The organism is Virgibacillus oceani (assembly GCF_014638995.1).
Classification (GTDB): domain Bacteria; phylum Bacillota; class Bacilli; order Bacillales; family Amphibacillaceae; genus Virgibacillus_E; species Virgibacillus_E oceani.
This window is the reverse complement of sequence record NZ_BMFR01000006.1, coordinates 1-26,898: the sequence shown is the minus strand read 5'-3', so window position 1 is coordinate 26,898 and position 26,898 is coordinate 1. Positions and strand designations below refer to the sequence as shown.

Below are 26,898 nucleotides of genomic sequence, written 5' to 3'. Positions count from 1 at the left end.
TAATAACAGAGCCTTAAAGGGATACATGAAGGAGGAGAAGCTATGGCGATAAAACCGCCTATTTTACAGCCGGGGGATACTATCGGGATTGTTACCTTAGGCAGTCCACTGGATGCCAGTGTTATTAACGCGGGAATTGAGCTGTTAAGAAATTTGGGATTTCAAGTGATAGTAGGAAGGTATGTCTATTCCCAAAATGGATTTCTTGCGGGCACAGATCAGGAACGGGCCTTTGACTTAATGAGCATGTTTGAAAACGACCAGGTAAAAATGATCCTTCCAACCAGAGGAGGAGTAGGAGTAGCCGGAATTCTTCCTTACCTTGACTTTTCTCTAATCGCAAGCCATCCGAAAATTGTATCCGGCTACAGCGACATAACAATATTATTAAATGTCCTGTATCAATATGCCAATTTAATTACTTTCCAAAGTTTAATGCTCGTAGACTTCGCATCGGAAGTTCCCATGTACAATGTGAATCAATTTTTTACCGCTACGTCTACAATAACTTCACCTAGACAAATACAAAATCCCCCGGATATCCCTCTTGTAAGCAGAATCCAGGGTAATGTTTCAGGTCCAATTGTCGGGGGTAATCTGACCTCTTTTGTAGATAACCTGGGAACCCCTTACGAAATCGATACAACAGGAAGCATACTTCTGATAGAAGAAACCCATGAACCGATCAATACCGTTTACAGATATCTGAACCATTTAAAGTTAGCTGGTAAGTTCAATGATTGCATTGGCATTATCATGGGAGAATGCACGAATTGTCCTGAGGCTTACGGTATGACTTACGATGATTTGATTTATACTTTTATGGTTCCGCTTGGCAAGCCGCTTATGACTAATCTTGCTACGGCACACGGAACATATAAAGCCGCGATTCCAATAGGAGCAATAGCTAATTTGAATACGATGAATAATACGTTAACGGTAATTGAACCAACCGTAAGCATGCAGGTTTAAAAACATTTGTTCACTGTCCCGCTGCATTTTCACCAAATTTGTTTAACCCAAGCATCATATAAGGGGGGCAACAATAAACAGTGCTGCCACAGTATTTTTTAGATGAATTTGCGTATACTACACGAATAAGTTCAGTATTTTATTGGAAGGTGGCACCAAGGTATATGGATACAATTTGGATTGAGTATGCATGGACATTATTAATCTTAATCGGGCTGGAAGGGATACTATCTGCTGATAACGCACTCGTAATCGCTGTGATTGCTAAGCATTTACCTGATGACCAAAAGAAGCGGGCAATCAATTATGGTATATTAGGGGCATTTATATTTCGGTTTGCTTCTATCTTTCTTATATCGTTTTTGGCAAATGTTTGGCAGGTCCAAGCAATCGGTGCGGTATACCTCATTTACATAGGTGCCAAACATATTTACAAAGAATATATTCGTTCCGATAAAGATCAAGAAAACAATGAAGATAAAAAAGCGGGTTTTTGGTCTACTGTAGCAAGAATTGGTGTGGCCGACATTGCCTTTGCAATTGATTCCGTTCTTGCTGCTGTTGCGCTTGCCGTCACATTACCCAAAACACCGCTCCCCCAATTTGGTGGTTTAGATGGCGGACAATTTGCGATAATTGTTGCTGGTACTGTGGCTGGTTTAATTTTGATTAAATTCGCGGCAGACTGGTTTGTGAAACTACTTGACAAACGTCCCGGTCTGGAAACAGTTGCTTTTTTAATCGTTGCATGGGTCGGTGTAAAACTTGCTGTGATCACACTATCCCATAAAAAAGTTGGGGTCCTACCTGAAGCATTCCCACATAGCACAGTTTGGACAATTATTTTCTGGGGAGTACTTATAGGCATTGCTGTCATTGGATGGTTTCTATCGGGGAAAAAACAATCGAAAAAGAGCTAAAAAGTGAGAAGCATAATCAGGAGTTATAAATCCTAACGAACTTCTCCTCTTGTTATTTTCTAAACGAAACGGCCGGATTACTTATTAATACAGAAGTACACTTTTATTTTGTATGGTCTTAAAAAATTAGATTTCAGTAATAACAACTCCAATCATTCCGTTAGAACGTATGCATTCCCTTAATTAAACTGAATTCTCCCTCAAACGCTGCTTCTTTTCAATAAGGTAAATAATGAATGCGGTTAGCAGGTAACAGGTTAACAGGAAACTTGCGGCAATATTTGTGGTAGGCGGTTTTATACCCCAAATGGAATTCCAGCAAAGCACGATTAAAAACAGGATAAAAAACAAAAATATTTTCGTAACCTTTTGGTGATGACGGACAGCCCTAAAGTAAATGATTACACCTGCGATCAATAGAATAATTTCCACAAGAAAGGTTCCAATGGCACTTTGGTACAACCCTATACCAGCTTTGTACGAATTAGCCCAAAGAGGTAAGTCATTAAGATGAACAATAAAGTCAAGTACCCAATGGGAAAATACTGCTATCGAATAAATCATTGCCATTTTCCACCTAATAGGACCTTTTGACTCAGAGAATACCACTGTACACGTGAACACGGCGATCGCCCAAAATAATGCGCCCAATACACTATGTGTAAAAGGCATATAATACAAGTTTAACGGACTTGCGGCTAAAGAATGCAAATCAATTTCCGCTTTTTCTAGACCTAAAAATACAAATATAGCCCATATAATATCAATAAATTGAACCGCCAAAAACAATTTCCATAAAGGAATGCTTACCTCAGCTTTTTTTAAAGCAAAACTAACAGAATAGTGACCGACAAACATTGATTATCCCCCAAACACGAACCTCAGATTCTATAACTATTTCAACATTCGTTGGACATTTTCCTTCTGCAGGTTAAATATATATGAGCTTTTATCTTTAATATTGGTACTAGGCGTCACATCTATTAAACGTTTAAAAACTTAACACATACTGGATATGGTACAGATATATCAGATTGTATTAAAGTTAATTTGCCTGTGGAAACATCTCTTGAAAATAATACAAGATTTCCAGATGCTTGGTTGGAAGCGATTAAAAATCTTCCAGTTGGATCAATCGTGAAATCCCGTGGCCAATCCCCCTCCGTAGAAACGGATTCAACAAATGTCAATTCCCCTGATTCCTGATCCACACTAAATACAGCCATACTATTATGCCCTCTGTTTGCTGCGTACACAAAACGGCCATCAGATGAGACATGAATTGCACTTCCTTGATTATTCTCGGTAAAGTCTTCTGGAATGGAAGTAATGGATTGAATTTCTATAAAGCTGCCATTATCACTGTTGTAGTTTAACGTAATCACTTCCGAACTAAGCTCTGTCATCAGATAAGCATATTTCCCATTTGGATGAAACTCCAGATGCCTGGGACCACTGCCCGGTTTAAAAGATAAACTGCTCACTTCATTTAAATCCCCACTATTAATCACATATGTAACTAATTTATCAATGCCTAAATCGATGACAGAAACAAACTTTTCATCAGGAGTAAACCCTGCATAATGGGGGTGTGGTTTTTCCTGTCTATCTTTATTGGGACCGGAACCAGTATGTTTAATAGCGGATGATGCAGCTGCAACCATTTGATTTTCTTTCATTATTTCGTATAATTCTACGGTACCTTTATGATAATTCGCCGTAACGATTTGACTATTTTCACTGTCAACACTTATATGACAGGGTGATGGTCCTTCTGCTATTTGACTGTTTAGATGTTTCAGCTTTCCTGTATCACGGTTTATAGAATAAGCTGCTACACCACCTGATTTACCTTCCTTTTTTACAGAATAAAGATAACTGTTGTCTCGACTAATGGTTAGATATGTGGGATTACCTAAATGGGCTGCTTCCTTTACATTTGTGATTTTGGGTATTTCTGTGTTAAATGTGAATGTGTAAATTCCGGTACTTTTTCCTTTTGTGTATGTTCCGATGTAACCGATTAGGGTATTGCTGGATTTGCTCATGTATGGGCTCCTTTCGGGATGAAATTGAAATTATTATTAATTTGATTCTATTCAACCAACAACTGCTTCACTAGGTGAAAGTTCACATATATATATACGTCTTTCTCAACTTCATCATACAATCCCATTCCAATTTCTACAACTTAATTATAAATTTTTACACAGGATTAACAAAAAGGTCTTCCGTTAGGTTATATAACGTAACGGAGGACCTTCCATATATTTAATAAACGCTGACATAATAAGGTCTTAACACATATATTACATGGTGCTGCCCGTGTTGCGGAATAAATTATCCCGCATTTTTCATCTGTTAGATGTCTTTTTTACAATAGTTGCATGGGTTTGTGTAATATTTTTGACCGAACTCTATTTATAAACTGCAGCGGAAGCAGAAATTTCCACACCTTGGATTAACTCAACCCAATCATTCAATATTAATAAACAATTTACCTTCTGCCTCTTCGCGCGTCTCATTACCAAAGTCGTCCCTCACTTTGACTTCAATAACAGCACCTTCTGCTAAAGCGTTGCTTGTTGCTGTCCAGTATCCAACATAGTGTCCTTCATATGTTTCCATCATCGGGAGCTCTGTGAAATTGTTCATTGTATTTGTTAATGGCATGCGGATAAAGTATGTTGCTCTTAACCCAGGCTCACTATCAAATTCAAATTTCACACTCTCACCTGCTTTTATATAAACATCCTTTGTTGGTATCAGGTTTTCAATTCCCGGTGCAGTGAAATCAACATCAATCGTTACTAATTCTTTTGTTGAGTTTCCTGCTAAGTCCGAAGCAACAACTTCTATATTGTTTTCACCTTCATCAAGCAGGATACGTTTGGAATAGTTTCCATCCGTAACTTCAGCTTCTTGGCCATTTACTTCCACATAGTCGAGATTGGTATCCGCGACAGTGCCTTCAACAGTTACTGTTTCGCGACTTATATTGTCCCCGTCTACAGGACTGTCAATAGTCAATTCCGGTTCTTCTGTATCTAGTGTTACTGTCACTGGTTCTGATTCAGCGGTAGGATTACCATCAAGTAATGTTACCGCAGTGAATTCATTTTCTCCTTCCGTTAGCTCTGTTGGTATAGAAAAGGTTTCATCTTCACCAATCTCTACAGTGGCTACTTCTTCCCCATTATTCAATAATTGCAAAGAAGTTTGGTCAGATGCTGTTCCCTTAACTGTAATTTCCGACTCATTCGTGATCAAGTCTTTAGCAGGAGAGGTAATCAACGGTTCTTCCACCTCATAGCTAACACGTGCACGAATCATAAAGTTACCATGTTGTACAGGAGCCTGTGACCATAAGCCATCTATAACTTGATAGCTGCGTTCTGCATTTGGCCCATTTTGATCTGACGCTAACCCCGGAACATTAGAATTGTCTCCTGTTTGAATGTACACCATATAGAAATCACCATCGACCTGGATCGAATGTCCAGTTAGATCTACAACTGTCCATTCATCCAAACTTCGATTTGCTTCAGCCTCAATTGGACCTGCCAGTTTTTCGCCCGGCATTCCATCAGGACCTGTAGCATCCCAAACTTCAACCGCGAACCCTGTCCCACCTGGAATCGGAAAAGTATCATGAAATTTAAATACACCATCTGTTACGATAGCGGACTCTTCCCCCTCCGGCAATGACATCTTCACTGCCCAACCATTTCCTGCTTCATTCCATATACGACCGTTCTCGAAAGTTCCATCATCATAGCCGATTTCTCCCCCTGGTATGGTATAAAGTGGTTCCAGCGTACTATCTGCAATCGTATCCTCCCCATCAAGATTAAACTCAACCTCTGTTCTATGGTAACCAGCTGCTACAACTCTTAATGTGTACGTTCCTTCATAAGCAGTTAACGTAAAGTTCCCTTCAGAATCGGTTGTAACAGGGTCGACATTCGCATCCTCCACAAGCATAACAGTAGCACCCTCAACAGGCTCACCTGTTGCTTCATTGGTAATCGTTCCATTTACAGTATATTGATCAATTTCTTCCAATATAAAATTAGCTTCTGTCGTACCATCAGAATTAATGGTCACAGACTGTTCTTCAGAATGGAATCCATATGCTTCTGCTACAGCGGTATAGTCACCTGCTGCGTGAGACATGGTATAGGTTCCATCTGCAGGATCTGTGTTCACGGATCTGCCGGATTCCAATACACTAACACTTGCAGCCAAAGGCAAAGTATTAGTTTCATTACTCCTATTTTTGGTTTTACTTTCTTTGGTTTGCGAATCAACCTTTCCCGGCACACTATTATTGTTCTTTACTTTCGTTTCCAGTTCTTTATTGTTATCCTTTGGCTGTTTTTCCTTCGTATTATTTGTTCCCAAAATGTCATCAACTTTAGTATTCTTCAATGAATTTTTATCATTTTTTGGCAGCAGGATTCCAAGTTGATTCGCATTGGAATTTGCTGTATCGCTCAATGCTACATCATCCAAATACCAGCCTGGTTTATCCATATTGCCTAGACTCACATATTCAAATTCAATATACACACGCTGGCCAGCATATTGGGATAAAGAGATTTCTCCATTAATCCAACCATTACTATCCCCGTCTCCACCGAATTCTCCTATTCTTGTCCAATTTTCCTGATCTGTGGAAATTCTTATATATCCAAGAGAAACTGCAATATCACCAACCATATAAAAACTATACCATTGTTTGAACTGGAGATAAGATTCCCCTTCCGGCAAGTCAATAGGGGGCATTCCCAGATTTGAAGCACTCATTAAAGAGGTACCTCCGTCTAGGTTTGTACCATACACATTTTCTCCGGAGTATGCATTGTCCGGTCCAAATGTTGGCTTACCCCACTCCCAATAATTATTCATTCCATAGGAGGTCCATCCAGCAGGTGTGGCTTCAAAGTCTTCAAAATAACCAACTGTAATACCTGGATGAACAGCTATTACATAGTCATCACTCGTCACTTCATTATTTCCAAAATCATTGATAACAAAGTGATAGTTGAATATATCCCCAGCTATATCCTCTCCTGGAATAGTGGCAGCATATTCACCTGATTTAGAATCACCAGCCACACGTAGCGCTTCAACAGATTTTCCATCCCCGTATATTACCTCGACAGAGTCAACCCTTACATTGTCAGAAACTTGAAGGCTTAAATCCAAATCCATCCCTTCATATATTTCTACTGGGGCATCATGTTCAAAATCAGGTGCTTCAGTATCTTCTCCTTCTTCTGTAACTTGGCCTGCCAAATTCCCAAGTCCTGTTACAAGGGAGGAAACGGCATCATATGCATTCACTAAACCATATCCATACCCCATATTTGGAGCTTCTGGATACTCAGTGTCTGTTAACGGCATTGCTGTATTCAGCATAATATCTTCCAATTCATCAACACTCAAACTGGAATCTGCTTGAATCAACAATGCAGCAACTGCTGATACAGCGGGCCCTGCCATTGATGTTCCATTCCAGCCACCTTCATAGCCGCCACCTGGTACAGATGAGCGGATATTTACACCTGGTGCCGATATATCTGGTTTAATATCCCCTTCATATGGAGATGGACCTTCTAATGAAAAGCTAGCTAAATTATCGTTTATATCGGTTGCTCCCGTTGCAAATGATTCCGGATAATTTGCAGGGGTAGCAATCGACCCGGGTCCACCTGGGTTCATAAATGTTGTATTACCAGCAGAGAACTCAGGAAAAATATCCGCCGCTCTCCATGCAATAACAACGTCACGATACCACTCATCAAGGCCAGGTCCACCACCCCATGAGTTGTTTACAACATCTGGAGCCTTTGTAGCATCTCCACCTGGTGCCATAATCCACTGTGCAGCATCTAATAAATCAGCATCTGTACCGCCATCTGCTGTAAATGCCTTAACCGCAATAAATTTAGCTCCGGGTGCAACACCAATTTGGTTTGATCCATCTGCTTCACTACCAACCATCGTTCCTGTTACATGTGTACCATGTCCCTGATCATCATATGGCTCTTCCCGCCCAGCAGTAGCATCAAACCAACTGTATGTGTGATCAGCTTCACCTGTTGCAGCATCGAAACCGCGGTATTTTTCCATTAATGCTGGGTGATCCCAATCAACCCCTGTATCTATACTTGCAACAACCGTACCTGTTCCATCAAATCCCATGTTCCAAACCGCAGGGGCACCAACACGCTCCACGTTCCATTCTACATTCGCAATTTCAGATTCAGGTGCTTTTGCATCTTTTGAAACCGTTGTATACAATTCACGAGTTTCATTTGGTAGGATTTTTTCAACTTCTGCAAATGCTGCAATTTTTTCTGCCACTTCTTTTGTTGCTGTTACTGCCATCCCATTGACAATATGATACGAGTTGAAACTATCCGCATTCCCTTTTTCAACTTCCTGTTTGACATACTTTTTCACATTTTGTTGTGAAGTTAAAGCAGTTGACTTTAACTCGGCAATAACTGCTGAACGTTGGATATGTTCCTGCCTCTGTGCTGATAAGTTGGCTTCATTTGCACTTTTCTTTGCTTCAAATGCAACTTTTTCAACTTCTGCTGTTTCCTTAAACTTCACGAGGAACGTAACTTTTTCATCATTTTTAAATTCAGTCAGTAAACGATCACTTACTTTTACCTCAGTTGTTTTGTTAGAATCGTTAAATGACTGATAAAGCTTATTGTTACTTAATTCTGCATGTGAAACTCCTGGTACAAGTAGAGAAAATGTCATCAAAAATGAAGCCGCAATACTAAATGCCCTTGCCTGATGCTTTTTCTTCGATCTCAAGGCAATTCCTCCCCACAAATTTTAAATTACTGACAAAACCTGTATACCAAAATGTACCCACAGGTTATTTTGCGACAGGCTTTGTCCTCTCACAAAGATATGGAATTATATACTCCCTTATCTACCAAAAAACACCCCTATCCTCCTTTTCTAAAATCGTGTCGATTCCGAAAAACTAGCGGTGTGTGAATAATCTTTGCAGTTAAATTGATTATAATAGATAGAAAAGTGATATATAGTCGAATCATGTCGATTATTACCTGAGTCTTACAAATTAATAGATTAGTAGTATTTTTTCACATTTACTCCATGGGTTTATAGTCCCGATGATAGAGCAAACTATGCAACTAAATCCATACTAATATAATAATTAAACTTGAATATTAAGTATTAATACATTTTTGCATATAAAAATGAGGCAGATCTACTATATTTAGTCATAATTTTACATTTATCATTCCAAAAAAAACAGGACTTTTTTAAGTACAGTCCATTGCCCTTTTTGGCCCATAATTATGTACTGTGGATAATAGTTCTGGAATAAAAGTCACAATAAAACAGCATTTTCACTCCCATCTTACTTACAAACCAACCCATATCTAGGGTTCAGATGGCTTATTATATCATTCCTCCCATAAGATGAGAGTGTATACTATCGTTTACGATGTGTGTTAATACGGCCATCATACTCTTTCTGTGTATGTGCCTTATCTAATGCTTCGTAATTAGCTCGCTAGGCGATTTTCTACTTTAATATCGATTGGTGGAAAACCATCAAGGGCAAGTGATCATCCATGTCAAATTTCAAATTTTCTTCTTCCCCCTATATATGGCTGCTCAATCATCCTTATTTCTTCATTATTCATATGAAAATATAATTCACGATTTTGATTTTCAGCTTGTAGTTTTTTACACACTTGCTGCAATTCCATTCTCAAAATCATCAATTACTCATATTTATTCAATAATTCTTTCATTATCTATTGTTTTGATAGCAATGCTTCAACTAGGACACATCGTTCAGAAAAATGCTGACGAACTTTTGGGGGTATTCATTTGCAGTATGTTTAGGGAGGAGATATTGAAGAAATTTGTAAAGGGCAAAACTTTACCCAGAGTACACTGTTACATTCCCTTCTTCTCGCGCTGTTGCAGAACAATTTAATAAAAAGTTCAGAATTTGTTTTTCATCCCAACCTGTAAAAGCTATGGTACAGATTTTTCCAACGGGTGTAATCAAGAGTATATTCAGAGAATATCGCAAGGCAAAATATAAATTATGTATTGCCACCTAACAAAGAATGATAAAAAAAGAGACTTCTCAAAAGTTACCTAATTAATGAGAAGCCTCTTTTTATTTCATTTTGTTAGTAAAGTGCTACAGAATCCTTATATATCAAAGGGTTGAGCGGCTTATTACATCATGCCGCCCATTCCACCCATGCCGCCCATGTCAGGCATTGCAGGAGCACCAGCATTTTCTTCAGGCTTATCAGCAACTACAGCTTCAGTAGTCAAGAACATAGCCGCTACAGATGCTGCGTTTTGTAATGCAGAACGAGTAACCTTAGTTGGGTCAACGATACCTGCATCAATCATGTTTACCCAGTCGCCAGAAGCTGCATTGTAACCAACGCCTACTTCTTCGCCTTTTAAGCGTTCTACAATGATTGATCCTTCAAGACCTGCATTGTGTGCGATTTGACGAACTGGTTCTTCAAGTGCACGAAGTACGATGCTTGCACCAGTTGCTTCATCACCAGAAAGTGCTAATCCGCCTACTTTCGTGTAAACATTAACAAGTGCAGTACCACCGCCTGCTACGATACCTTCTTCAACAGCAGCACGTGTTGAGTTCAATGCATCTTCAATGCGTAGTTTGCGTTCTTTTAATTCAGTTTCAGTTGCAGCACCAACTTTGATTACTGCTACACCGCCTGATAATTTTGCAAGACGTTCTTGTAATTTTTCTTTATCGAATTCAGAAGTTGTTTCTTCTGCTTGTGCACGGATTTGTGCTACACGCTGAGAAATTGCTTCTGGATTTCCAGAACCTTCAACAACTGTTGTATTTTCTTTTGTTACAACAACTTTAGATGCGCGGCCTAGTTGTTCAATTGTTGTGCCTTTAAGGTCTAGGCCAAGGTCTTCCGTAATTACGTCAGCACCAGTTAGTACTGCGATATCTTCAAGCATTGCTTTACGACGGTCACCGAATCCTGGAGCTTTGACAGCTACAGCATTAAATGTTCCGCGAAGTTTGTTTAACACTAATGTTGCTAGTGCCTCTCCTTCGATATCTTCAGCAATTAAAAGAAGTGGTTTACCTTGTTGTACAACTTGTTCAAGCACAGGAAGTACCTCTTGGATATTTCCGATTTTCTTATCAGTAATTAAAATGTAAGGATCGTCTAATACGGCTTCCATTTTGTCTTGATCTGTAACCATGTATGGAGAAGAGTATCCACGATCGAATTGCATCCCTTCAACAACTTCTAATTCCGTGTTGAAACCTTTTGACTCTTCGATTGTGATTACACCGTCATTGCCAACGCGTTCCATTGCTTCAGAAATTAGGCTGCCAACTTCATTGTCGCCTGAAGAAACTGCTGCAACTTGTGCGATAGATTCTTTGCTTTCGATTGGTTGTGAAATTGCTTTAAGCTCTGTAACCGCTGCTTCAACCGCTTTTTCAATACCACGGCGAACACCAACTGGATTTGCACCAGATGTAACGTTTTTCAAGCCTTCACGAATCATTGCTTGCGCTAGAACTGTTGCAGTAGTTGTACCGTCACCAGCAACATCATTTGTTTTAGATGCTACTTCGGATACAAGCTGTGCACCCATGTTTTCGAAGTGATCTTCTAATTCAATTTCTTTTGCGATTGTAACACCATCATTTGTAATTAACGGTGAACCGTATTTTTTATCTAAAACAACATTACGGCCTTTTGGTCCTAATGTTACCTTAACTGCATCTGCTAATGTATCCACACCGCGAAGCATAGCGCGGCGAGCGTCTTCACTAAATTTAATTTCTTTAGCCATTTTTAAATGCCCTCCTTAAAAATCTATTGATATGATATTTATGTTTTAGCCAATAACTGCTAAAATGTCATTTTCACGAAGAATTAAGTATTCTGTGCCTTCATATTTCACTTCTGTACCAGCGAATTTAGAGAAAATAACACGGTTACCTTCTGCGACTTCAAGGGCAACTTTTTCTCCATTGTCTGTTACGCGGCCAGAACCAACTGCAACAACCTTACCTTCTTGTGGTTTTTCCTTTGCAGAGTCTGGAAGTACAATACCGCTTGCAGTTTTCTCCTCTTGTTCAACAAGCTCGATTACAACACGATCTCCTAGTGGTTTAATCATGTAGACAACCTCCTTAATTCATTTATATAATGTATTTTTTGAGTTATTAGCACTCGTTCATGGTGAGTGCTAATTCCACTTTATATAATAAATAATACAGGTCAAAAATGCAAGTAATCTAATTTATTTTTTTCTGATTTTTTATCATGTACACACCCCCACAAACCATACTATTATTACCAGGCATGAAAATATGCTAAAATGTCTAATAGAGTTTTTCAATTTCACAAATAGACAAGCCACTCTATACATAGACTATTGTAATAATGAATTCTAGAAGGAGTCGTTTAATTTTGACGAAACGATATTGGTATGTCATTTTAACCTATATCATCATGCAATTTTCCGGAATTGTGTTTGCACCTCTGCTATATGTGCTGTTGCCTGTTACAGAAAACCAGGCAGTTGTTTATTGGACTATATTCAGCTTTATAGCTGGACTGGTAGTAGTGTTACTGTTGATGAGACCTGACATGAGAAAACGAAATGAACGGGATGCTTCTGACGTGGGCAGTGCTGTTCTATGGGCCATAGGCGGGGTATTTATGGCATACTTCTCCCAAGCCATTGCATCATTTATTGAAACAGAGCTATTCGGTATATCCATTGGATCGCAAAATACGCAAATGATTATGGATATTTCGCGTGCATTTCCTTTATTTATCATTATCCCAGCATTAGTAGCACCAATCCTGGAAGAAATTATTTTTCGAAAAATTATCTTCGGCGGACTATATAGGAAAACGAACTTTTTTATAGCTGCATTACTTTCTGCGTTGATTTTCGCAATTATCCATGGCGAACCGGAGCATATACTTATCTATGGTTCAATGGGATTTGTGTTTGCTTTTCTATATGTAAAAACAAAACGCATTATTGTTCCTATCATTGTTCACATGGCTATGAATAGTATTTCTGTCATTGTTCAGCTTTCCCTTAGTCCAGAGGATATTGAACGCATGCAGAAACAATTGGAGCAGCTGCAAATGATTTTTATTGGGGGCTAATACATTTATGAGAACAACGCCAAAAACAATGGCCATCATATACTTTGCAATGGGGATATTATTTATATTCATTGCGGTACGAACGACTAATGGATCTGTATGGAATTTCTCAACCATCGTACTTGCAGTAATCGCAACGCTGGATTTCGGTGTTGCCATCCGTTTACTGTCAATCCATTACCGTTTAAAAAATAAAAACAAAAAGGAGTAGCACCGTGCTGCTCCTTTTTTATATTGTAAAATAGATAAAAATAATTCCGAAACCTAATGTTCCAACTGCTGAACTGTAGGCAATGGATGAATGTTTAACTGCCAGCAAAAATAGTTCCTTTACCGCTATCATAAAGATGATGGCTATTGCAAGATTCACGATACAGGCAAGTAACCATGGAACGATTATTCCAACATATTGCCCAAAAGCTGCTCCCATAGCAATTGGTACTGTCATTAACACCGTAAATAACACCCAGGTCAGAAACCCAAAACCCGCCAAAAATAGTGGTGTGAATATGATAATTCCCTCGGGTACGTTATGCAATATAAGCGTTGCCAGTAAAGTTCCCCCGATATCTGTACCCATTGTTGAACCAAGTGCCAGTCCCACTGGAAAGTTGTGTAATGCAATACTTACCGTTAACAGTAAACCGGCACGAACGAAGATATCCTTTTGCTTACTGCCAGTAATAATTGTAATCTTATCTAAACAATAATGTATAAAATAAAACAATGCTATTCCCGCTGCCAAACCGCATACTAGAATAAACCATCCACCCATCTCAATACTTTCAGGAAGCATTTCCAAAAATAGCAATCCCATAATCAGCCCCGTTGACAGCGAATATATAAACGTAAAATTGTGCTTGATTTTTTTCAAAATCCAAGCAAGTCCCCCACCGGCTCCGATTCCAATTCCTGAAGCAGCCGTTCCAACTATCCATGCTTCATCCATTCCAATCGCTCCCTGCAAAATGCTTGTACTTATTTATATGTTCTAATTGGTTAGATATACAAATACTAAATTGTAAAAAAATTTGACAGCATTACTTTAGTTTCATAATATGAACATATACTGATATATGCATATTATTAACAGCCAAATTAATGATTAGATGAATGTTAACGAAAAAGCGAGGGAAATATAATGGAAAATGATAACTATAATGATTTGGATGAAGAAACGTTATTTGTAGTATCACAAACATTCAAAGCACTTGGCGATCCAACACGGATTCGAATTCTGCATCTGCTGTTTCAAAAAGAATACTCTGTAAATGGCATTGCAGAAGCGTTGCATTTAAGACAATCAACCGTTTCCCATCAATTACGCTTTTTAAAAAATCTGCGCTTGGTAAAATATCGCCGAGAAGGCACGACACTTTATTATGCTCATGATGACGAACATGTCATGAATATGCTGAAACAAACAATCGATCACGCCTGTCACTAGGTAGAATCTCTTTATGAAGTTGTTGTTTTCCATATTAGACATACACTGTGTCGTAAATATTGCATTTTATGTTGTGCAACCCCTATATATGGGACGCTAGCAAGGAAATATATGCTTTTTTAATTTTAACCACAACAACAGTGAAGGAAATACACAGAAAGCATAATGAATTTCCGAAACGATAGCCTTAGAATTGCGATATTAAATCAAAGCATACACCAATATCGTTATATGAACATATATAAATATAATTACAATCTAGAGGGAGGTACTGCAGATGGGGCACGATCATGGCCATGACCACACACATGGTGCAAATAAGAAGGCATTAATGATCAGTTTTTTTATTACCACCGGTTATATGATTGTTGAAGCAATCGGTGGGTTTTTAACGAACAGTCTCGCCTTAATTTCAGATGCAGGTCACATGCTTAGCGACTCAATCTCACTAGGAGTCGGTGTACTTGCATTTATAATGGGCGAGAAAGTTGCAAACTATAGTAAAACGTATGGCTATAAACGGTTTGAAATATTAGCAGCTCTTTTCAATGGGGTCACACTTTCGTTAATCGCACTATATATCTTTTACGAAGCCTATCATCGCTTTTTAAATCCACCAGAGGTTGCTTCAACTGGAATGCTGGTAATTGCAATCATTGGACTGACTGTAAATCTGGTAGTCGCATGGATTTTAATGCGCGGGGATACAGAGGAGAATTTAAATTTACGAGCTGCCTTTCTCCACGTTCTTGGCGATTTATTAGGTTCCGTTGGTGCAATAGTCGCTGCTGTATTAATCATGTTTTTCAATTGGGGCTGGGCCGACCCGCTAGCAAGTGTCATTGTGGCAGTACTTGTATTGATAAGCGGTATTCGCGTTGCCAAAGACGCGGTTCATGTACTGATGGAAGGAACACCAAGAAATGTTGATCTGGATGATATTATTAACACGATGGAAAGTTTCCCGGGAGTTCTCGGAATACACGATTTGCACGTTTGGAGTATCACAAGCGGACAAAATGCACTTTCCTGTCACGCTGTCGTTGATGGAACCATCTCAGTCGGTGAAAGTCAAAAACTGTTACGATCCATTGAACATGAACTGCAGCATAAGGGCATTGGCCATGTAACGATTCAAATGGAGAATGACGAACATCCTCATGGTGATTCACTCATGTGTCAGCAGGAACACGAGGAGCACAACCACTAAACCAACAATCATGCCTCCTATAATACAGAGCAGGAGGTATGTTTTTATGTTCCGTTCGTTTTTGTCACATATCGTTCACACCAAATTCATTGTATCATTCCTATTATCCATATAAACTATGGATAGAAAAGTAATCATTAAACATAAGGTAGGTATGCATAATGAAACGAACGTTTATAGCATCGATTTGTCTTATTTTCGTTATAATTCTATCAGCATGCGGCAGTGAAAAAACAATTCCAGACAAACTTGACTGGAAGGTTCAGGACTTTGAAGCGACGAATCAGGATGGGGAAACTGTCTCACTGTCTGACCTTAAGGGGAAAGTATGGATCGCTGACTTTATTTTCACAAGCTGTACAAGTGTTTGTCCGCCTATGACAGCAAATATGGTAAAGCTGCAGGATAAACTGAAAGAGGCAGATGTTCCGGTTGAAATTGTTTCTTTTAGTGTTGACCCTGAACGTGACACTCCAGATGTCCGCAAAAAGTACATCACAGAACGTGGAGGAGATTTATCGAATTGGTCATTTTTTGGAGATTACGCCTTCGATTATGTAAAAGAGATTTCCGAATCATCCTTTAAATCCATGGCTGCTAAGCCTCCGGAAGGCAATGATCAATTTTCACATGGTACAAGCTTTTTTCTAGTAAATCAGGAAGGAACAATAGTAAAAAAATATAGCGGCGTTCAAGAGGTTCCATACGATACAATCGTTGAACACGCAAAGATACTTGCAGAAAAGGAATAATAATAGTTTATCCCCTGTCCATCATGGTCAGGGGATTCTTGTATTAATTTTAAAAAACGAGAAAACCTAAGTTATATGTTTGCTTAGGAGGTAATAAAATGGGTAAAGATCGCCAGGAAAAAAAGCTCAGAAAGTCAGGTAAAGTAGCTTCAGATCGTGATGAGTCACTTCATTATGGCGGATCCACAGACTTAGAAGGACCGGAAGAAGCACGCAAACGAAATCAGAAATGAGGGTTTGAAAAGAGGTTTTCCGCTAATAGAAAACCTCTTTTCATGTAGATCTATCCTATTATAAATGCCTATTCTTCCGTATCTAACGGATAGTGTTTCAAAAAATATACTAATGATTGCAGTTCAACTGCTAAATCGATATGGTGAACCCGAACACTGTCAGGTACCGTTATACGCGCTGGAGTAAAATTAAGAATTCCTGAGATGCCTACGTCTACAAGTCTATTGGTAATACCATCTGCAGCAGCCGCAGGTACAGTTAAAATTGCCACCTGAACCCCATTAATTTTCTTCTCTAAATCATCTATATGGTAGATTGGCACTCCACCGATGTCTTTCCCTACTTTATCCGGATTCGCATCAAACGCCATCATGATTTTTGTATTGTTGTTTTTCATAAAATTATAATGTAAGAATGCTGTACCAAGATTACCTGTCCCAATTAGGGCAACTTCCGTCAATTCGTCCTGATCAAGAGTCTTTCGGAAAAATCCAAGCAGATATTCGACATTGTACCCGTAACCCTTTTTCCCCAACGCACCAAAGTAGCTGAAGTCACGGCGAATCGTCGCGGAATCAACTTTAACGGCTTCACTCAGTTCCTTTGACGATACTCTTAATTTGCCTTGATGATGCAGGTTGTTTAAGAAACGGTAATATAATGGCAGTCGTTTCGCGGTGGCTTGTGGTATTTTATTTTGCTCCAAATGTTACTCCTCCTTGCCTTGCAAACGGTAATCGCCGGATTTACCACCCTTTTTTTCGAGTAAATAGGTCTCACCGATTACCATCCCTTTATCAATTGCTTTACACATATCATATATCGTTAAAGCGGTTGCAGATGCGGCGGTCAGCGCCTCCATTTCAACACCCGTACTACCTTTAGTCTTTACAAATACATCAATTTGTAAAACATACGCTTTTTCTGTAGCCTTCCACTCAAATGAAACGTCAATTCCTTTTAATTGTAACGGATGACACATCGGAATCCAGTCCGACGTTCTTTTTGCAGCCATAATTCCTGCAACTTGTGCAACTGCAAGTACATCGCCCTTCGCAATTTTATTACCTGTTATCTTTTTATAGATTTCCTCCGTCACATGAACACTGGACCTGGCAATGGCCGTACGCTCTGATTCATTCTTTCCGCTTATATCAACCATACGTGCTCTTCCCTGTTCATTAAAGTGCGTGAAATCCGCCATATACTCATCCCCAATTAAGCTTTCGGTATTGTACACTTTATTGTAGCAGAAAAAAAATAATAAGTCGTGATTATTTTCACAATTGTATTGATTGCTGAATTCATAGTACGATAAACTTATATAGATGAGGTGAACCTAATGATTATAATGCAATTAAATGGAATTTCCAAATCCTTTGGTGCGGAAAAAATTCTTTCTAATATAAAGCTTGAAATAAAAGAAAAGGATCGTATTGCGATTGTTGGAAGAAATGGCGCTGGTAAATCTACTTTACTCAAAATCATGGCAGGAGAGCTGTCGTATGATGAAGGTGATATGCACAAACCGAAAGATCTTACTGTAGGTTATTTGTCTCAGCATACTGGGCTTGAATCTGAACAAACAATTTGGGATGAAATGCTCGATGTGTTCCAGACTCTGATTGATCAGGAAAAAGATTTGCGTGCGTTGGAGAAAGAAATGGAACGTGCTGCATCCCTTTCAGATGCTAATTATGAACAGCTTTTACACGATTACGATAAGAAACAGCATGCATTTGAAGCAGGCGGCGGTTATCGCTACGAAGCAGATATTAAAGCAGTATTAACAGGGCTTAACTTTCAGCATTTTGATTATCAGACACCAATTAATGAATTAAGCGGCGGGCAAAAGACGCGCCTTTCGATGGGAAAATTATTATTGATGAAACCGGAATTACTCATTTTGGATGAGCCTACAAACCATTTAGATATTGAAACACTTTCATGGCTTGAGAATTATTTAGTTAATTACCCAGGTGCAGTTACAATCGTTTCCCATGACAGGTATTTTTTAGATAAAACAGTTACCACTGTTTACGAAATTTCCTACCATCGAACGAAAAAATATCATGGTACCTACAGTAAATTCCTTGAAAAAAAAGCCTTAAATTATGAACAGGAAATGAAGGAATTCGAAAAACAGCAGACAGAAATTAAAAAGATGGAAGCGTTTATTCAGAAAAATATTGTTCGTGCATCCACAACAAAACGTGCCCAGAGCAGGCGCAAACAATTAGAAAAGATGGACAAACTCGATAAACCATTAGGTGATGAGTCATCTGCCTCGTTCTCGTTTCAGATCGACCGGCGCAGCGGGAATGATGTGTTAAAAATAGATGACCTGGCATTCCGCTATGATGATGAAAGCAATGAATTATTTACGAATGTAACTTTTCCTATTAACCGTGGCGAAAGAATTGCACTTGTAGGACCTAACGGGGTTGGCAAAACAACATTACTGAAAACAATTTTGGGCCAACTAAAACCGTCAAATGGAACACTGCAGCTCGGTACAAATGTCCAGGTTGGATATTATGATCAAGAACAAACCAATTTAACAGCTTCTAAAACGGTTTTACAGGAATTATGGGATGAACACCCTTTAATTAATGAGAAAGACATCAGAACCGTTTTAGGAAACTTTTTATTTTCCGGTGACGATGTTTTAAAATTGGTCCATTCCCTTAGTGGTGGTGAAAAAGCGCGATTATCTTTAGCAAAATTAATGATGCAAAAAGCGAATCTGCTTGTTTTGGATGAGCCGACAAACCATTTGGACATTGATAGCAAGGAAGTATTAGAGGCAGCACTAATGGATTTTCCAGGTACCATTATTTTCGTTTCACACGATCGTTATTTTATCAATAAAATTACAGATCAGGTTGTTGAAATGCAGCGTGATGGTGTAACTGTCTATTTAGGCGATTATGATTACTACATGGAGAAAAAGCGGGAAGAGGCAGAACGTAAGGAGCTACGGCAAACGGAAGAGAACGTCAAAAAAGCGGATAAGCAGAAGAAACTAAGTTACAAGGAAGAAAAAGTGCTTAAGAGTGAACAACGTAAAAAAGAACGCCAAATTACTGGTCTCGAGGCAAAAATTGAAAAACTAGAAGAGACGTTAGCTCATCTTGAAAGTAAAATGACCGAACCAGAAATTTATCAGGATCATGAAAAGGCCCTTGAACTAACAAAACAGACGAGTGAAATAAAACAGGAAATTGAGCAGTATATGGAAGAATGGACAGCACTGCAAGAGGAATAAATAGTGGAGGATGTCCCTATCTAAGGGACATCCTCTTATTTAAATAAATAATCACTTTGTATCGTATGTTCTACTGCTACGCGATAGACCAGCCCAAATCCAATCATTGTAGATAATACAGAGCTGCCGCCGTAGCTGATTAACAATAATGGAATTCCTGTTATCGGCATGATTCCTATAGTCATCCCCATATTTTGAAAGGCATGGACAAGCAATAAACTTAAAAAGCCAAAACATAAATATGAGCCAAAACTATTATGACTGGAACTTTTTAAACCGAGCGTGACAAGTTTATACAGCATCATAAAATACAAAAAGATTACGATGGCACAACCAATGAATCCAAAGCTCTCTCCTATTACAGAGAATATAAAATCAGTATGTGCCTCGGGTGTCGGCACCTGGAGCTTATCCATACCCTTTCCCGCTAATTGTCCCGAACCTAATGCAAGCAACGACAAATCGAAATGATAAGTATCATTCGATGATTGTTGGGATGAATCAAACCACGTCATGATGCGATTGATTTGGTATGGTTCAATCCCAATAATATCCTGAGAAAGCTCGGGGAATTTTACAATCAATGTTAACATACCTGCAAGTAACAGGGAGATTCCTAAGATGAGTCCGGCAATAATCTTCCAGTCTATCCCTGAAAGAAGCACTAGCATCCCGGCGATAAATAAATAAACCATTGATGTACCGAAATCAGGCTGCTGCAAAATGAAAAAAACCGGAATAACGGTAACGAAAATTATCTTGATTAATAGTAAACTATCACTTTTCAATGTACTTATTTCGTATTTTGATTTATGCCGGCTTATTACGGCAGCTAAAAACAGGATTGTGGATATCTTTGTGAATTCCGCAGGCTGCATGGAAAACCCAGGCAGCGTGAACCAGCTTTTGGTACTATTGATCGTCCTTGCAATACTTTCCGGACTTATTAACAGCATGATTAACAGGAGAACACCGAAGCCGTATATGTACATGCTTGCCTTATACAATTGATCTAAATCAAAAAGCTGAAGAAAAGCTACAATTCCAATCCCTACGCAAAACCAAACCGCCTGCTTTATTACAAAGTTCTCTCCTCCGTATTGCTCCAGCTGCTGTGCATTATATATAGCTAGCAGGCTAACGATTATAAAAAATAGCAATAACATGATAAAATCCATTTGTAAATAATGCGATTGCCTTTTGGTCATTACAGCTTCACCAACTTCCCACATTCAATTTTAGATCAAACGTTTGATCAATCTAATTATCCACAGATATATCCACAGTAAATAATGCTTTTTTATTTATTTTTATTAAGTTATTCACATTATCCACATGAAAGTATATAGTTTTCCACAGAATTAATTCACAGGTTGATACTTATTCTACAAAGCTTTAGCAAGAAATATCCACAGCGTTGTGGATATTCCGCATTTACCCCAATACTAATGATGGATTAGCGTTCAAATCCCAGCCTGATCGCTTCCCTTGCTGATATGCAATAGTGCCCGCTCCTGCTATCATCGCTGCATTATCTGTGCATAGATTTAACGGAGGAATTAATAATGGAATTGCTATTTCTGAGAATTTCTTTTGCAATGCCGTACGTAATCCTTGATTAGCTGCAACACCACCAGCAACAATAACCTTCTTCACACCGTATTGCTTCGCTGCTTTGTATGTTTTCTCTGTCAATACTTCAACTACACTTGCTTGAAAACTTGCTGCAATATCTTCATTCTTCAATTCTTCCCCGCGTTGTTTCGCATTGTGGATAGTGTTGATAACGGATGACTTTAATCCACTGAAACTAAAATCAAAGCTTTCTTCCTCCAGCCATGCACGAGGAAATTTGATGCTCTCTTCACCTGTTCCCGCCAATCGATCAATGTGCGGACCACCGGGATATGGCAGGTTCAGCATCCGTGCAACCTTATCGTACGCTTCACCCGCTGCATCATCACGTGTTTCCCCTATTACCTCAAAATGCCCATGCTCTTTCATTAACACAAGTTCTGTATGACCTCCTGAAACAACTAATGCCAAGAGTGGAAATTCAAATTCTTGTTCAAATCGATTGGCATATATATGACCTGCAATATGATGAACACCTACAAGCGGTTTTTGTTTGGCAAATGCGAGTGCCTTTGCTGCATTAACGCCAATCAATAATGCTCCAACCAAACCAGGCCCCTCTGTAACAGCTACAGCATCAATAGCTTCCCATTCGATTGCAGCCTGCTCAAAAGCCTCTTCCAGTACAATTGTCATCTGTTCTACATGATGTCTCGAGGCAATTTCAGGCACGACCCCGCCAAAACGTTTATGACTTTCAATTTGTGAGGCAACAACATTAGATATAATTTCTGTTCCATTTTTTACAATGGCAACTGCTGTTTCATCACAGCTTGTTTCAATTCCTACAATATAATTATCATTTTTCATATAAGTTCACCCACATAACAATAGCATCTTCTTGATTATCTGTGTAATAATTTTTACGGATTCCTCCAGGGACAAGGCCGAATTTACGATACATTCTTTGCGCGACAATATTGGAGGTTCTTACTTCTAGGGACAGCCGGTTTGCCCCTAATTTTATTGCTTGTTCCATCGTATACAGAAAGAGTTTTTCACCAAACTTTTTCCCACGATAGGTTGGCATAACAGCTATATTGGTAATCTGTGCATCATCAATGACAACCCAAAGCCCTGCATAGCCAATAATCGTTTGATCCAATTCCATTACAAAATAATTAGCGAATTGGTTCTCGATTATTTCTTGATAAAAAATATCTTTTGTCCAGGGCGTATCAAACGAAGCCTTTTCTACTTCATATACGTTATCGATGTCCACAATTTCCATTTTCCGGATGACTAACTCAGCCATTTTTATTTTCCTTCTGCATTTTTAACCAGTTCGCCTCTGCCTCTGCTAAACGCAAATAATTAGGCGACAGATTATGGGTATTATCTGCCTCTCTATTCAGTCCTGCTAATGCTAAATGGGATGGTTTCGCTATATGGAATGGCTTTTCTGGAATAATTGCCAAATCACCCATCATCCTTAGAATGGTCTCTTTATACATATCGATGTCGGGGCTTAAAATTAGAACCTTTTCCTGTTTAGCAGCCAATTGTTCGAGCCATTCTTCCATTAGAATGTTTTGTTCATCCAGCTTGAGACTCATTTCACCGTTTTCCCATTTATATAATCCAGTAAAAATCAAACCACGTCTAGCATCAAAAAATGGGCAGATATAAGATGAAAATAGGCGACCCTGAAAGGCTAAAACTTCCAAACTTGAAACGCCTACTATTGGAATATTTAAAGCCCATGCAAGCGATTTAGCCGTCGCCATTCCAATACGGACACCTGTATATGAACCGGGCCCTTTGGCGACAACTATTTTATTGAGCTGCTCCGGTGCCATATTTGCTTCCTTCATTAAACGATCAACAGCAGGCATTAGCCTTACAGAATGATTTTTTTTCAAATTGGTAACGAACTCACCAATAATATTTTCATCGTCAAGCAGGGCTACCCCTAATACTTGATTCGATGTATCAATTGCAAGTATCTTCATACATGAAACTCCTTCTTTTTAACCAATTAACTCTTGTGTAATCTGTTCAAAATGGCTACTATAAGGAATGAACTCAAGCAGCCGTTTATGCTCATCAACATACGTTATATTAATGTTCAACCTGCTGTCGGGAAGATAGGGTTCAATAAAATGAGCCCATTCCACGACTGAAATACCGTCCCCATTAAAGTACTCATCAAAACCAATATCTTCATCTGAATCCTCCAAACGGTATACGTCCATATGGTAAAGCGGGAGTTCTCCGTGGTATTCTTTAACAATCGTAAATGTCGGGCTATTAACCGTACGTTTCACCCCAAGACCACTGGCAAGCCCTTTCGTAAATGTCGTTTTCCCAGCTCCTAGGTTCCCCTCTAAGGTGATGACATCACCGGGTTTTAATAATAGTGCCAGCTCTTGTGCAATATGTGTTGTTTCTTTTTCGGAATATGTTTCAATTTTATATTCACTCATAGCTTCACCTGCTTAAAATGCGTGTAACCCTTTTTATTTAAAGGCTTTCGACCGTTTTCTTCTTGTAAATAAACAAGTTCCTTACCTATGTCGACATAACCAATTTCTGTAACCATTGTTTGTGTCCGCTGTGCTGCCTGCTGAACTAATGGCCAATCCCTCTTCGGAACTGCACCTAACAATTCAAAGTCCTCACCGCCAAAAAGTGGCCAGTTACGCTGCTGATTTACAGTAAATTGGCTGAACGAATCACTAGTAGGAATTTGTTGATAATTTATCGTTATAGAGACACCGGATGCTTCCGCAATTTCTGCAGCTTCATTCGCTATACCATCACTGATATCGTTTAATGCCACCCGCTGTAAATCCTCTAATTCAAGCGCAAAAGCTACCCTTGGATCAGGCATTTGATGTCTCCTATAATAATAATTCTTATTTATAAATTGTCCCGGATTCATTAAGATATGATAGCCGGCGATTGAATCACCTAACGTTCCAGTTACAAAAACAATGTCCCCTTCAACAGCGGTACTCCGATAACGAGCTTTGCCACAAGCAGCATATCCAATAACCGTGATGGATATGGTCAATTCATTTCCAGATACCGTATCCCCACCTATCAAATCGATCTTATACTGCTTAGCAAGTGATTGCATGCCACGATAAATCTGACTCAGTTCATCCTCGGTCCAATGTGATGGAATGACAATCGATACAAGATAAAAAACAGGCGATGCCCCCATTGCTGCCATATCACTTATATTAGCTGCAAGTGCCCTATTCCCGATGTGGAACGGGTCCATCGTTTTACGGGAAAAATGGATCCCTTCCACAAATGTATCAACAGCTGTCACAATATCCTTTGAAGATTGTCTAAAAACAGCTGCATCATCACCAACCCCCTTTAAAAGGGTAGATTGTTTGTATGTAGATTGTTTTATCGAATTAATAAACGAAAACTCATCCATAGAAGTGGATCACCAACTTTTCATTTGACTATGTTCATGATAGCAAAAACAACCGTAAAAGGAAAAAGTTAATTGCTAATTGCTCCTTTCTTTTATAAGACTACCAGCTCTTTCGAAAATTTTAAGTGAAATTCTTGTGTGTTTTTGTCAAACATATTACGTATACTATCTACCGTAATTTGTAATTTTCTAAGTTTGACACACTAAATTTTTGTAGTATACTTGTTTTTACCAAGGTAAACATTTATGGATAAGGTGAATATGTTAATGTAAAAAATGTAACTAAAGGAAGTGCAATAATACCATGCTTGATTACTTTTTAGAGTTAAACATAGTCGTTCAAGTCACCATTGCTACACTCTTTACCTGGGGGATGACAGCACTTGGTGCAGCAGTCGTTTTTACAAGTAAGAATATGAATCAAAAGTTTCTTGACAGTATGCTGGGATTTGCTGGCGGTGTAATGATCGCAGCAAGCTTCTGGTCATTGTTGTCCCCAGCATTGGAAATGGCGGAGGGAGGTAATTTACCTGCCTGGATCCCTGCAGCAATTGGATTCTTACTCGGTGGCCTTTTTCTTTGGGGAATTGATAAAATACTTCCCCATTTACACCCTGGTGAAAATATGGATAGTGCAGAAGGAATTAATCCCACCAAGAAAAAGAGAAGTACTTTGCTAGTTTTAGCTATTACATTACACAACATTCCAGAAGGCCTTGCTGTCGGTGTAGCTTTTGGGGCTATTATGGCAGGGTACGACTCAGCATCGCTTGCTAGTGCAGTTGCTTTAACATTAGGTATCGGCATTCAAAACCTTCCTGAAGGTGTAGCAGTTTCTATGCCGCTGCGACGGGATGGAATGTCTAGAGGAAAAAGTTTTATGTATGGACAGTTTTCCGGAATGGTCGAACCAATATCAGCAATAATCGGTGTATTAGCTGTTTCCTATATACAGCCTCTACTGCCATATGCTCTTAGCTTTGCAGCTGGTGCAATGATTTTTGTTGTTGCAGAGGAGGTAATACCTGGGTCTCAGGAGGAAGGCAATAAAGATTTGGCCTCACTTGCGTTGATGATCGGATTTACCGTAATGATGGTGTTGGACGTTGCGTTAGGCTAAGGCTGATTATTCTCGTATTCGGGTTCGAGTTGATGTTTTTATTCTCGGGTTGATGTTTTTATTCTCGGGTTGATGTTTTTATTCTCGGGTTGATGTTTTTATTCTCGGGTTGATGTTTTTATTCTCGGGTTGATGTTTTTATTCTCGGGTTGATGTTTTTATTCTCGGGTTGATGTTGGTCGGGTCGTATACTCCCGACCAACATCATTTAATATCAAATTCAGTAGCATTTTTGGTAATCTGTTTGAATGATAATGTGTAAATTGAACCTGGTTGAAGTTTTGTTTAGCTAATACGTTTCCTATTAGGAGATGATGAATTTTAACTTATGTGATTGGATTGCGGACTAAATCATAATGAATGTGGTAATAATTCCATAAAAAAAACACATGTATCTATTACAGAATCATGTGTACCTTATTAAGTGGCGGTCCGGACGGGACTCGAACCCGCGACCTCCTGCGTGACAGGCAGGCATTCTAACCAGCTGAACTACCGGACCAAACTATAAAAATAATTTGGTTGCGGGGGCAGGATTTGAACCTACGACCTTTGGGTTATGAGCCCAACGAGCTACCAGACTGCTCCACCCCGCGATGTAAAAAATATAATGTTTATGCCTGGCGGCGTCCTACTCTTGCAGGGGCAAAGCCCCAACTACCATCGGCGCTGAAGAGCTTAACTGCTGTGTTCGGTATGGGAACAGGTGTGACCTCTT

At 39.1% G+C, this 26,898-nt stretch carries 24 protein-coding genes, 2 tRNA genes and 1 rRNA gene; 10 read left to right on the top strand and 17 right to left on the bottom strand.

Features of this window, described 5'->3' with window-relative positions; translation table 11 throughout:
- Positions 1–42: 42 nt before the first annotated feature.
- Positions 43–972, top strand: coding sequence for a S66 peptidase family protein (locus IEV74_RS09060; protein WP_188455063.1), 930 nt, complete (start codon positions 43–45; stop codon positions 970–972).
- A 164-nt stretch (positions 973–1,136) separates the two neighbouring features.
- Positions 1,137–1,892: a TerC family protein gene (locus IEV74_RS09055; protein WP_188455062.1), complete on the top strand. Its 756-nt coding sequence runs from the start codon at positions 1,137–1,139 to the stop codon at positions 1,890–1,892.
- Positions 1,893–2,075: 183 nt separating this feature from the next.
- Here IEV74_RS09055 and IEV74_RS09050 read toward each other — a convergent pair whose 3' ends face one another.
- From IEV74_RS09050 to groES, 5 genes are all read right to left on the bottom strand, one after another.
- A complete protein-coding gene (locus tag IEV74_RS09050) occupies positions 2,076–2,750 on the bottom strand; it encodes a hypothetical protein (RefSeq protein WP_188455061.1) in 675 nt (224 codons plus the stop codon).
- Between the two features lie 125 nt (positions 2,751–2,875).
- Positions 2,876–3,940 (bottom strand): lactonase family protein, encoded by a 1,065-nt coding sequence (locus IEV74_RS09045; protein WP_188455060.1) that lies wholly within the window; start codon positions 3,938–3,940, stop codon positions 2,876–2,878.
- Positions 3,941–4,367: 427 nt separating this feature from the next.
- A complete protein-coding gene (locus IEV74_RS09040; RefSeq protein ID WP_308418987.1) occupies positions 4,368–8,732 on the bottom strand; it encodes a S8 family peptidase in 4,365 nt (1,454 codons plus the stop codon).
- A gap of 1,416 nt (positions 8,733–10,148) precedes the next feature.
- Positions 10,149–11,783, bottom strand: a complete 1,635-nt coding sequence (gene groL, locus IEV74_RS09035) for a chaperonin GroEL (RefSeq protein WP_188455059.1) — start codon at positions 11,781–11,783, stop codon at positions 10,149–10,151.
- A gap of 45 nt (positions 11,784–11,828) precedes the next feature.
- Positions 11,829–12,113: a co-chaperone GroES gene (gene groES, locus IEV74_RS09030; RefSeq protein WP_188455058.1), complete on the bottom strand. Its 285-nt coding sequence runs from the start codon at positions 12,111–12,113 to the stop codon at positions 11,829–11,831.
- Between the two features lie 293 nt (positions 12,114–12,406).
- On the opposite strand from groES, the gene IEV74_RS09025 reads away from it, so the two are divergent.
- Together IEV74_RS09025 and IEV74_RS09020 are read left to right on the top strand one after the other, a co-directional pair.
- Positions 12,407–13,120 carry a CPBP family intramembrane glutamic endopeptidase gene (locus tag IEV74_RS09025; protein WP_188455057.1) on the top strand — a complete coding sequence of 238 codons (714 nt, stop codon included), beginning with the start codon at positions 12,407–12,409 and terminating at the stop codon, positions 13,118–13,120.
- 7 nt (positions 13,121–13,127) lie between these two features.
- Positions 13,128–13,331 (top strand): YdiK family protein, encoded by a 204-nt coding sequence (locus IEV74_RS09020; protein ID WP_188455056.1) that lies wholly within the window; start codon positions 13,128–13,130, stop codon positions 13,329–13,331.
- 18 nt (positions 13,332–13,349) lie between these two features.
- Here the strand turns inward: IEV74_RS09020 and IEV74_RS09015 are convergent, their stop codons facing one another.
- Complete coding sequence (locus IEV74_RS09015) at positions 13,350–14,069, bottom strand: ZIP family metal transporter (protein ID WP_188455055.1); 720 nt, start codon at positions 14,067–14,069, stop codon at positions 13,350–13,352.
- A gap of 192 nt (positions 14,070–14,261) precedes the next feature.
- Between IEV74_RS09015 and IEV74_RS09010 the strand changes: the two genes are divergently transcribed.
- The 4 genes from IEV74_RS09010 (at position 14,262) to IEV74_RS08995 (ending at position 16,762) form a co-directional block, all read left to right on the top strand.
- A complete protein-coding gene (locus IEV74_RS09010; RefSeq protein ID WP_188455054.1) occupies positions 14,262–14,567 on the top strand; it encodes an ArsR/SmtB family transcription factor in 306 nt (101 codons plus the stop codon).
- Between the two features lie 277 nt (positions 14,568–14,844).
- Positions 14,845–15,777 carry a cation diffusion facilitator family transporter gene (locus IEV74_RS09005; RefSeq protein WP_188455053.1) on the top strand — a complete coding sequence of 311 codons (933 nt, stop codon included), beginning with the start codon at positions 14,845–14,847 and terminating at the stop codon, positions 15,775–15,777.
- Between the two features lie 161 nt (positions 15,778–15,938).
- Entirely contained in the window at positions 15,939–16,529 is a 591-nt protein-coding gene (locus IEV74_RS09000) for an SCO family protein (RefSeq protein ID WP_188455052.1), read from the top strand.
- Positions 16,530–16,627: 98 nt separating this feature from the next.
- The gene (locus IEV74_RS08995; protein WP_188455051.1) at positions 16,628–16,762 is read left to right on the top strand and encodes a YpzI family protein; all 135 of its coding nucleotides are present in this window, start codon (positions 16,628–16,630) and stop codon (positions 16,760–16,762) included.
- Positions 16,763–16,830: 68 nt separating this feature from the next.
- On the opposite strand, the gene IEV74_RS08990 is transcribed toward IEV74_RS08995, so the two are convergent.
- Positions 16,831–17,469: a redox-sensing transcriptional repressor Rex gene (locus IEV74_RS08990; RefSeq protein ID WP_188455050.1), complete on the bottom strand. Its 639-nt coding sequence runs from the start codon at positions 17,467–17,469 to the stop codon at positions 16,831–16,833.
- Between the two features lie 3 nt (positions 17,470–17,472).
- Positions 17,473–17,967: a cyclic pyranopterin monophosphate synthase MoaC gene (moaC, locus tag IEV74_RS08985; RefSeq protein WP_188455049.1), complete on the bottom strand. Its 495-nt coding sequence runs from the start codon at positions 17,965–17,967 to the stop codon at positions 17,473–17,475.
- A 138-nt stretch (positions 17,968–18,105) separates the two neighbouring features.
- Between moaC and IEV74_RS08980 the strand changes: the two genes are divergently transcribed.
- On the top strand, positions 18,106–20,031 hold the full coding sequence (locus tag IEV74_RS08980; RefSeq protein WP_188455048.1) for an ABC-F family ATP-binding cassette domain-containing protein: 1,926 nt from the start codon (positions 18,106–18,108) through the stop codon (positions 20,029–20,031).
- Positions 20,032–20,066: 35 nt separating this feature from the next.
- Here IEV74_RS08980 and IEV74_RS08975 read toward each other — a convergent pair whose 3' ends face one another.
- The 6 genes from IEV74_RS08975 to thiL all read right to left on the bottom strand — a co-directional run bounded on the left by IEV74_RS08975 (position 20,067) and on the right by thiL (position 25,060).
- A complete protein-coding gene (locus IEV74_RS08975) occupies positions 20,067–21,239 on the bottom strand; it encodes an FtsW/RodA/SpoVE family cell cycle protein (RefSeq protein WP_188455047.1) in 1,173 nt (390 codons plus the stop codon).
- Between the two features lie 226 nt (positions 21,240–21,465).
- Positions 21,466–22,476 (bottom strand): tRNA (adenosine(37)-N6)-threonylcarbamoyltransferase complex transferase subunit TsaD, encoded by a 1,011-nt coding sequence (tsaD, locus tag IEV74_RS08970; protein WP_188455046.1) that lies wholly within the window; start codon positions 22,474–22,476, stop codon positions 21,466–21,468.
- The gene (gene rimI, locus IEV74_RS08965) at positions 22,466–22,921 is read right to left on the bottom strand and encodes a ribosomal protein S18-alanine N-acetyltransferase (RefSeq protein WP_188455045.1); all 456 of its coding nucleotides are present in this window, start codon (positions 22,919–22,921) and stop codon (positions 22,466–22,468) included. Before rimI ends, tsaD begins: the two co-directional genes overlap by 11 nt.
- The gene (tsaB, locus tag IEV74_RS08960; protein ID WP_188455044.1) at positions 22,914–23,618 is read right to left on the bottom strand and encodes a tRNA (adenosine(37)-N6)-threonylcarbamoyltransferase complex dimerization subunit type 1 TsaB; all 705 of its coding nucleotides are present in this window, start codon (positions 23,616–23,618) and stop codon (positions 22,914–22,916) included. Before tsaB ends, rimI begins: the two co-directional genes overlap by 8 nt.
- An 18-nt stretch (positions 23,619–23,636) precedes the next feature.
- Positions 23,637–24,092 carry a tRNA (adenosine(37)-N6)-threonylcarbamoyltransferase complex ATPase subunit type 1 TsaE gene (tsaE, locus tag IEV74_RS08955; RefSeq protein ID WP_188455043.1) on the bottom strand — a complete coding sequence of 152 codons (456 nt, stop codon included), beginning with the start codon at positions 24,090–24,092 and terminating at the stop codon, positions 23,637–23,639.
- On the bottom strand, positions 24,089–25,060 hold the full coding sequence (thiL, locus tag IEV74_RS08950) for a thiamine-phosphate kinase (RefSeq protein ID WP_188455042.1): 972 nt from the start codon (positions 25,058–25,060) through the stop codon (positions 24,089–24,091). Before thiL ends, tsaE begins: the two co-directional genes overlap by 4 nt.
- A 304-nt stretch (positions 25,061–25,364) precedes the next feature.
- Between thiL and IEV74_RS08945 the strand changes: the two genes are divergently transcribed.
- On the top strand, positions 25,365–26,180 hold the full coding sequence (locus tag IEV74_RS08945) for a ZIP family metal transporter (protein WP_188455041.1): 816 nt from the start codon (positions 25,365–25,367) through the stop codon (positions 26,178–26,180).
- Between the two features lie 425 nt (positions 26,181–26,605).
- On the opposite strand, the gene IEV74_RS08940 is transcribed toward IEV74_RS08945, so the two are convergent.
- The 3 genes from IEV74_RS08940 to rrf form a co-directional block, all read right to left on the bottom strand.
- Positions 26,606–26,682, bottom strand: a tRNA-Asp gene (locus tag IEV74_RS08940).
- A gap of 17 nt (positions 26,683–26,699) precedes the next feature.
- Positions 26,700–26,776 (bottom strand) — tRNA-Met (locus IEV74_RS08935).
- Between the two features lie 22 nt (positions 26,777–26,798).
- Positions 26,799–26,898: ribosomal RNA gene (rrf, locus tag IEV74_RS08930) — 5S ribosomal RNA — on the bottom strand; the annotation flags it as partial.

Excerpts from the sequence above, each read along its gene's own strand:
- IEV74_RS09060 (WP_188455063.1), top strand. The coding sequence starts at position 43 with ATGGCGATAAAACCGCCTATTTTACAGCCGGGGGATACTATCGGGATT.
- IEV74_RS09055 (WP_188455062.1), top strand. The coding sequence starts at position 1,137 with ATGGATACAATTTGGATTGAGTATGCATGGACATTATTAATCTTAATC.
- IEV74_RS09050 (WP_188455061.1), bottom strand. The coding sequence starts at position 2,750 with ATGTTTGTCGGTCACTATTCTGTTAGTTTTGCTTTAAAAAAAGCTGAG.
- IEV74_RS09045 (WP_188455060.1), bottom strand. The coding sequence starts at position 3,940 with ATGAGCAAATCCAGCAATACCCTAATCGGTTACATCGGAACATACACA.
- groL (WP_188455059.1), bottom strand. The coding sequence starts at position 11,783 with ATGGCTAAAGAAATTAAATTTAGTGAAGACGCTCGCCGCGCTATGCTT.
- groES (WP_188455058.1), bottom strand. The coding sequence starts at position 12,113 with ATGATTAAACCACTAGGAGATCGTGTTGTAATCGAGCTTGTTGAACAA.
- IEV74_RS09020 (WP_188455056.1), top strand. The coding sequence starts at position 13,128 with ATGAGAACAACGCCAAAAACAATGGCCATCATATACTTTGCAATGGGG.
- IEV74_RS09015 (WP_188455055.1), bottom strand. The coding sequence starts at position 14,069 with ATGGATGAAGCATGGATAGTTGGAACGGCTGCTTCAGGAATTGGAATC.
- IEV74_RS09010 (WP_188455054.1), top strand. The coding sequence starts at position 14,262 with ATGGAAAATGATAACTATAATGATTTGGATGAAGAAACGTTATTTGTA.
- IEV74_RS09005 (WP_188455053.1), top strand. The coding sequence starts at position 14,845 with ATGGGGCACGATCATGGCCATGACCACACACATGGTGCAAATAAGAAG.
- IEV74_RS09000 (WP_188455052.1), top strand. The coding sequence starts at position 15,939 with ATGAAACGAACGTTTATAGCATCGATTTGTCTTATTTTCGTTATAATT.
- IEV74_RS08995 (WP_188455051.1), top strand. The coding sequence starts at position 16,628 with ATGGGTAAAGATCGCCAGGAAAAAAAGCTCAGAAAGTCAGGTAAAGTA.
- moaC (WP_188455049.1), bottom strand. The coding sequence starts at position 17,967 with ATGGCGGATTTCACGCACTTTAATGAACAGGGAAGAGCACGTATGGTT.
- IEV74_RS08980 (WP_188455048.1), top strand. The coding sequence starts at position 18,106 with ATGATTATAATGCAATTAAATGGAATTTCCAAATCCTTTGGTGCGGAA.
- IEV74_RS08975 (WP_188455047.1), bottom strand. The coding sequence starts at position 21,239 with ATGACCAAAAGGCAATCGCATTATTTACAAATGGATTTTATCATGTTA.
- tsaD (WP_188455046.1), bottom strand. The coding sequence starts at position 22,476 with ATGAAAAATGATAATTATATTGTAGGAATTGAAACAAGCTGTGATGAA.
- rimI (WP_188455045.1), bottom strand. The coding sequence starts at position 22,921 with ATGGCTGAGTTAGTCATCCGGAAAATGGAAATTGTGGACATCGATAAC.
- tsaB (WP_188455044.1), bottom strand. The coding sequence starts at position 23,618 with ATGAAGATACTTGCAATTGATACATCGAATCAAGTATTAGGGGTAGCC.
- tsaE (WP_188455043.1), bottom strand. The coding sequence starts at position 24,092 with ATGAGTGAATATAAAATTGAAACATATTCCGAAAAAGAAACAACACAT.
- thiL (WP_188455042.1), bottom strand. The coding sequence starts at position 25,060 with ATGGATGAGTTTTCGTTTATTAATTCGATAAAACAATCTACATACAAA.
- IEV74_RS08945 (WP_188455041.1), top strand. The coding sequence starts at position 25,365 with ATGCTTGATTACTTTTTAGAGTTAAACATAGTCGTTCAAGTCACCATT.